Below are 6,209 nucleotides of genomic sequence, written 5' to 3' on the forward strand. Positions count from 1 at the left end.
TGCAGCAGCGTCTGGCTGCGCCGGGCGATGTTGAGGAAGACCTCGTTGAGGCCGCCAGGCGCCGATGCAGGCCCCGCCGGTGCAGCGCCCGGTGGTGCCGCCGCAGCCGGTGTACCGGCCGCAGCCCGCACCGGTGCCGCAGCCGGTCGTCCAGCAGCGTCCGGGGCCGTTCCCGCCGCAGGGGGGCCGGCCGGCGCCGGTGCAGTCGGAGGACGCGGCGGAACGCAACTGGATCGCGGTGATCGTGGTCGTGCTGGTCCTGGTCGCGATCCTGTTCGTGGTCCTGCTGCTGACGGCCTTCTAGCCCGCCTGCCGCTCTTCGGTCATATCTTCGGTCATACGGAAGAGGCCGCCTCCCACGGGAGGCGGCCTCTTCGTCGCTGCTGTGGTCAGGACTGGGGGGCCCAGAACGTGGCGAGGCTGCTGGTGGCCGGGTCGTCGGAGCCGAGCAGCAGGCTCCACGGGTCGGCGCCGTCGGGCACGCCGGCCCCGTCGTAGTCGGCCAGCCCAGCCGGGTCGGCCGGCCCGCTCACCGCCGGTTCGAAGTGGGCCTCCTGGGTTTCGTGGCCGCCGCCGATGACGTCGACGTCGGTCCACGGGAACCCGTCGACGGGCTCGGGCGGGTCCTCCAGGTGCAGCTCGGCCGGGAACGGCACGTCGTGCCACGCGGGGTCGTCGGCGCCGGTGTCGACGTCGGGGTCGACCCCGAACGTCACCGGCTCCTCGACCGTGTCGCCGACGGCGTCGTCCGCCGTGTCGCCCGTGTCGCCGGTATCGCCCGTGTGGTCGGTGTGGACGTCCGGCTCCGGGACGTCGTCGGCGCCGTAGCCGGTCTCGACGGCGTGGTCGTAGTCCGCGGCGGCGTGCTCGGTGCCGAGCGGCTCTTCCAGGTCATGGGGGTCGTGGTGTTCCCCGCCGAGGTCGTGCCCCAGGTCGTGGTGCTCGCCGCCCAGGTCGTGCCCGAGGTCACCGCCGAGGTCGGTGTGCTCGAAGCCGTAGTCGGCGCCGAAGTCGGCGGGTCCGCCACCGTCACCGCCCAGGTCGGCGGTGTCGGCGGCGTCGTCGCCTTCGGACCATTCCCAGTGCCCGTCCATGTCGTGTGAACCCCCTACGCTTCGGCCGGGTCGGAGGCCGTGTCGGTCGGCGCGTTCGGCGTGAGTGCCCGGATCCGCACGAGGACCTCGTCGACCTGCTTGATCCGGGAGCGCAGCCCCTCCCGTTCGGTGTTGAGCGCGGCCTTGCGCTTGGCCCGTTCGGCCTTGTCCTCGGCCAGGGACTTGTCGATCGCGGCGATGTGGGCGTCGAGCTGCTTGAGGCGTCGTTCGATGGCCTCGTCGAGGGCGAGGGTCAGCGCGTACTGCAGGTCGGTGAACCGGTGCATGATCTCGTCGGACAGGGCGGCGCGGGCCTCGCCGAGGACCTCCCGCAGCCAGGTGCGGGTCTGCACCTTGTCCGTCATGCTCTTCCGCTTGAAGATCATGTACGCGCCGGCGGCGAGGCCGAGACCGATGCCGATGACGGGGATGACGAGCCCGGCGCCGGCGATCCCGGCGAGGCCCATCGCGCCGGCGCCGGCCATCGCGCCGCGGCCGGCCATCATCGCCATACCGGCCGACGACATGACGACCATGGCCCCGTCGCCGTTGCCGCCGTCCCGGCGGGGTTTGGTGCCGAGGGCGTGGCGCAGCTTCGCGTTGAGCTGCCGCAGCACGTGCTGCAGCTCGTTGGGGTGGAACACCTGCGCGAGGACCCGCTCACCGACCTTGCGGAACCGGAACTCCAGGTCGTGCGACAGCCGCACGGACAGCGCGTACAGCGCCTTGTCGACCTCCTGGGGCAGGTTCTGGACGTCGCCGCGCCCACCCTTGTCGATTTTCTCCATGAACTGTTCCTGCAGCTGCGTGATGTAGTTGCGCAGCCGTGTGGTGGCCTCGACCCGGGCCCGCTGGGTCTCGGTCGACAGCGCCAGGGACCACTGCCGCTGTTCGGTGCGTTTGCGGGTCGCGACCCGGGCCCGTTCCTCCTTGGCCCGTTCGGCGTCGGCCGGGTCGGGGTCGGTGGCCTTCATCCGGTCGCCGAGCTCCTGGTCGATGCGGATGTACTCGGACCGCACGGACCGCAGCACGTTGGCCTGCTGCAGCAGGTGCCCCTTGCTGGCCAGGTCGATGAGGGCGTGCTGGAGCTCGGCGATGCGCGACTCGCGGATCAGGTCACCGGCGGCGTCCTTCGGCATCTGCATCGCCAGCTCCGCCAGCCGCGCCGACACCGGGAACCAGGGCGCGGACCCGAACCGGGGCGCGTGGGTCTGCAGCTGGCCCTTGTTGTCGGCGAGGATGGTCCGCCAGCCCGGGTACGCGTCGACCTTCGTCAGCGCGAACAGCACGAAGTTGACCCGCTTGCTCGCCTCGATGAGGAAGTTCATCTCCGGCTTGGAGAACGGCGAGGACGAGTCGACGACGAACAGCAGCGCGGTCGCCTTCTCCACGGCGTCCATCGCGACCTCGGCGTGCATCGAGTCGAGACCGCCGGTGCCGGGGGTGTCGATGAGCGTCAGGTACTGCAGCAGCGGCGCCGAGTGGTGCACCTCGATCCGCCGCGGCGGGCGCATCCCGTCGGGCAGCCGGCCCAGCACGGTGCCCCAGTCACGCAGGTCGCCGAGGCCGAGCGGCACCGGGTCCTCCCGGCCGGGGATGTAGGCGCGGGCGCCGTGCTGCGGGTTGTGCGTGAACTCCAGGTACGACGCGGTCGCGACGGCCGCGTCGACCGGCGACAGGTTCGGCACGCCCATGAGCATGTTCGTCAGGGAGCTCTTGCCGCGTTTCGTCTCACCGACGACGACGATCCGCGGCCGCTGCACGTCACGGCGACGTTCGGTGTCGACGTCGGCGGCCGCGTCGGGGTCGATCTTGCGGAGGAAGGCGAGGCTGCCGTCGACGCCGGCCTTCAGCAGCTTCCCGAGCGCCTGGGTCGCGTCGGCCGGCTTCTTCCCGGCGCCGGCCGGCGCCGGATTGGAGGTCTGCGTCATCGCTGCTGCCCTTTACGTGGTTGCGGTGTGACGGTCTGGTGCGCGCCGGTGGGCCCGCCCGCGGTGCGGGGGGCCTGGTAGACGGTGACGATCGGCGCCCGCAGGACCCGCCCGTCCCGGTCGATGTAGCCGGGGACCTCGACGGCGGAGATCTGCCCGACCTGGCTGGGGTCGGTGGCGGGGGTGGTGCCGCCGGCCTCGTGGTGGGCCGGGTCGAACCGCACCCCGACGGGTTCGAGGACGGTGACCCCGGCCTCGGCGAGGGCCGCGCCGAGCCGGTCGCCGAGGGCCTTGCTGGTGACCCGGTCCCGCACGTAGATGCTGGCCTGCACGAGCGCCCGCCGGTCCGCGTCGGCCGCCCCACCGGCGGGCCCGCCCCGGCCGCCCCGCCCGGTCTGCGCCGCGGCCGGGGCGGGGGCCTTGCGGGAGGCGAGCAGCAACAGCAGCAGCAGGGCCGCGCCGAGGAACAGGGCCCCGGCGAACGCGACGAGCGCCGGCTGGAACCCGAACGTCTGCTGGCTGGTGCAGGCCGGCACGGTCTGTGCCTGCGGCTGCCCGGCGGGGGTGCTGCTCTGCTGTTCGGGCTGCTGCTTCGGGGTGCTGCCGCCGTTCAGGGCATCACCGACGTCCTTGGCGGCGCCGCCACCACCGGCGGGTGCGGAGCCCTGCCCGCCGTTCTGGGCGCCGGGGGTCACGGTGACCGCCGGGCAGTCGGGGGCGCCGCTGAGCAGGCCGGTCGCCGCGCCGGTGAGCACCGCGACGATGAGCGCGACGCCGACCGCGACGAGACGCAGGCTGTTGGAGGACATCTTCGGCTCCTGGGGGTGGGGGCCACGAACAGGGGACACGGTGCGCAGGTGAGCTGGGGCCTGGTTCAGGGTCTGGTTCAGGGTCTGGTTCGGGGTTCGGCTATCGGGCATGCGCCTGACCGCCGCGGATGCGCTGGGACAGCAGGTAGAAGCCGCGGTGCGCGACGAGCGCGACCCGTGACTGGGACGGGCTGGCCCCGGCGACGGCGTAGGCCCGCCAGCGGGTCGCGGCGTCCAGCGCGGCGCGGACCATCTGGTCCCGGTCGGCCTGCGGCAGGTTCAGGATCCAGCCGGGGTCGTTCGACAGCGCCAGCCGGGTCAGTTCGCCCTCCATCTGGTCGGGCAGGTCGACGGCGCCGGTCGTGACCAGCTGCGCGACCTCCAGCAGGCGCAGCCGGTGCGACTCGGGCTGCTGCAGGACCCGCTCGATCGCGTCGCGGAGCAGTTCCCGGTCGTGGGGCCGCTCGGCGTGGCTGGCGATCTTCTCCAGGCTCGACAGCGCCCACCCGGCCTTGATCGCGTCGGTGCGCCACCGGAACGCGTGGTCGAGGGTCTGCCGCAGCCGCGGGAACCCGGACGCCTGGAACAGCATCCGCACCAGCTCACCGGTGGCGAGGGTCGGCTTGTCGACCAGCTGGGCGATGGCGAAGCTGATCCCGTACAGGTCGAGCAGCCGCAGCAGCCGCTCCCGCGACTCGCGGGTGATCCCGCATTCCCGGGTCGTGAACAGGTCGACGGAGGCCAGCAGCACGGTGCGTTCGCCCTGGGGCATGGCGGCGAGCTGCCGCAGCGCCTCACAGTCGGCGGCGGTGAGCCGGCCCGCCTCGGTGGTCTCGGCGAGCAGACCCACCACCGGTACCACATCGGAGACGACCCGCCGCAGCACCTTCGACTGGTCACCGGCGAGCGGCGCGACGATCGGCCACGGGTCCTGCCCGCCGCCGGCGAGCTTGTCGACCTTGTTGAACAGCCCGAGCGAGTTGATCGGGTTCGACGACAGCCGCGCCGACACCGACCGGAACGCCTCCAGGGCCTGCACGTCGTCCTCCCGGACCGACTGCGTGAACACGTAGATGATCGCCTCGGCGCCGGACAGCGCCCCGGCGGAGTCGGAGTCGAGGTCGTCGTCGATCGGGGCCTCGGTGAACAGGAACCGGCGGGCCTGGTCGGACACGGCCGTGTTCGCCGACGACAGGCCGGGGGTGTCCACGACGGTGAGGTCGCGCAGGTGGTCGCTGGTGAGGGTGACGTCGACGTACGCGACCTCGTGCCGGGCGACCCCGAGCCGCTGGGGGATCATGCCGGCCTCGTCGAGGGGGAGGCTGACCCGGGCCCCGTTGCGTTTCACGACGTCGACCCGGTCGGAGGTGCCGTACCGGAACTGGGTCACGATCCGGGTGCACTCGCCGACCTCGGTCGGCGCGACCCGCCGCCCGATGAGCGCGTTGACCAGCGTCGACTTGCCCGACTTGAGCCGGCCGGCGATCGCGACCCGCAGCGGTTCACCGAGCCGCCGCCGCACGTCGGTCACCTGGGCCTGGGTGGCGCCGCCGAGGCGGTTGCCGACCTCGGCGCACAGGTCGGCGACGCGGGAGCTCAACGGTCCTGGAGCCACGGCTTCAGCTCCGGTTCTGCGCTGCGGACAGACCCGCCGACAGACTGATCGCCGACTGCGCGAGGCCGGTGGGTTCAGCCACAATGCCGACGTACCCTCGGGTGTCCAAGGGGTGGACCTCGCTCATTATTCGCTCCTGGGTGCAATCAGTACCGTCATGTCACGCACGTACGGCACACACATTACGAATATCCTGCGCGCGCAGGATCCCATGTTCGTGCCACGAATGGAGGCGACCCGTGCCTGAGGCACCGATCGACGAACCCGTCGCCAGCCCGCCGGTCACCGGCCGGGCGACGGTTGGTGCCGCGGCGTGGCCGCCTGCCGAACTTGTCGCCGCCGCGGTGGATGCCCTGCGTAACCCGGGTCTGGTAGTCATCGCCGGGGCGCCGGGCACGGGCCGTTCAACGATCCTGAAGCGGCTCGGGGAGGCGTTCCGGGGGACGGTGTTCGCCGGTGGGGCGCTGGCGATGCTGCGCGGTGTGCCGGCCCTGGCCCTGTCACGGGCGGTGCGGGTGCGACTTCCCTCACACGACGCGCCGCTGCTCGCCGAAGCGGTCCGCTCCCGCGTCCGTCACGGCCTGTTGCTCATCGACGACCTGCAGTGGGCCGACCCGTTGACCGTGGCCGCGCTCCCCGCGATCGCCGAACACTGTCGGATAGTCGTCACTCTGCGGACCCCGCACCGGCTGCCGGGCGACGCGGGCGCGGTGTACGCCGCGCTCGCCGTCGCGGCCGGGACCGACCGCCGCACCCGGTC

At 72.6% G+C, this 6,209-nt stretch carries 5 protein-coding genes and 1 pseudogene; 2 read left to right on the plus strand and 4 right to left on the minus strand.

All coding sequences use genetic code 11. From position 1 onward, the window contains the following. The first annotated feature begins 79 nt into the window (after positions 1 to 79). Positions 80 to 304, plus strand: a complete 225-nt coding sequence (locus ABZS66_RS59915; protein WP_354773664.1) for a hypothetical protein — start codon at positions 80 to 82, stop codon at positions 302 to 304. A gap of 85 nt (positions 305 to 389) precedes the next feature. On the opposite strand, the gene ABZS66_RS59920 is transcribed toward ABZS66_RS59915, so the two are convergent. From ABZS66_RS59920 to ABZS66_RS59935, 4 genes are all read right to left on the minus strand, one after another. After that, complete coding sequence (locus ABZS66_RS59920) at positions 390 to 1,094, minus strand: hypothetical protein (RefSeq protein ID WP_354773666.1); 705 nt, start codon at positions 1,092 to 1,094, stop codon at positions 390 to 392. A 14-nt stretch (positions 1,095 to 1,108) separates the two neighbouring features. Continuing rightward, positions 1,109 to 3,025: a dynamin family protein gene (locus ABZS66_RS59925; protein WP_354773668.1), complete on the minus strand. Its 1,917-nt coding sequence runs from the start codon at positions 3,023 to 3,025 to the stop codon at positions 1,109 to 1,111. Continuing rightward, positions 3,022 to 3,834 carry a nucleotide exchange factor GrpE gene (gene grpE, locus ABZS66_RS59930; RefSeq protein ID WP_354773670.1) on the minus strand — a complete coding sequence of 271 codons (813 nt, stop codon included), beginning with the start codon at positions 3,832 to 3,834 and terminating at the stop codon, positions 3,022 to 3,024. The genes ABZS66_RS59925 and grpE overlap by 4 nt, the downstream gene beginning before the upstream one ends. A gap of 100 nt (positions 3,835 to 3,934) precedes the next feature. Then, positions 3,935 to 5,449, minus strand: a complete 1,515-nt coding sequence (locus ABZS66_RS59935; RefSeq protein ID WP_354773672.1) for a dynamin family protein — start codon at positions 5,447 to 5,449, stop codon at positions 3,935 to 3,937. A gap of 239 nt (positions 5,450 to 5,688) precedes the next feature. Here ABZS66_RS59935 and ABZS66_RS59940 point away from each other — a divergent pair. Beyond that, a pseudogene (locus ABZS66_RS59940) lies at positions 5,689 to 6,209 on the plus strand (hypothetical protein); the annotation flags it as partial.

It is taken from the genome of Dactylosporangium sp. NPDC005572, assembly GCF_040605515.1.
Taxonomy (GTDB): Bacteria; Actinomycetota; Actinomycetes; order Mycobacteriales; family Micromonosporaceae; genus Dactylosporangium.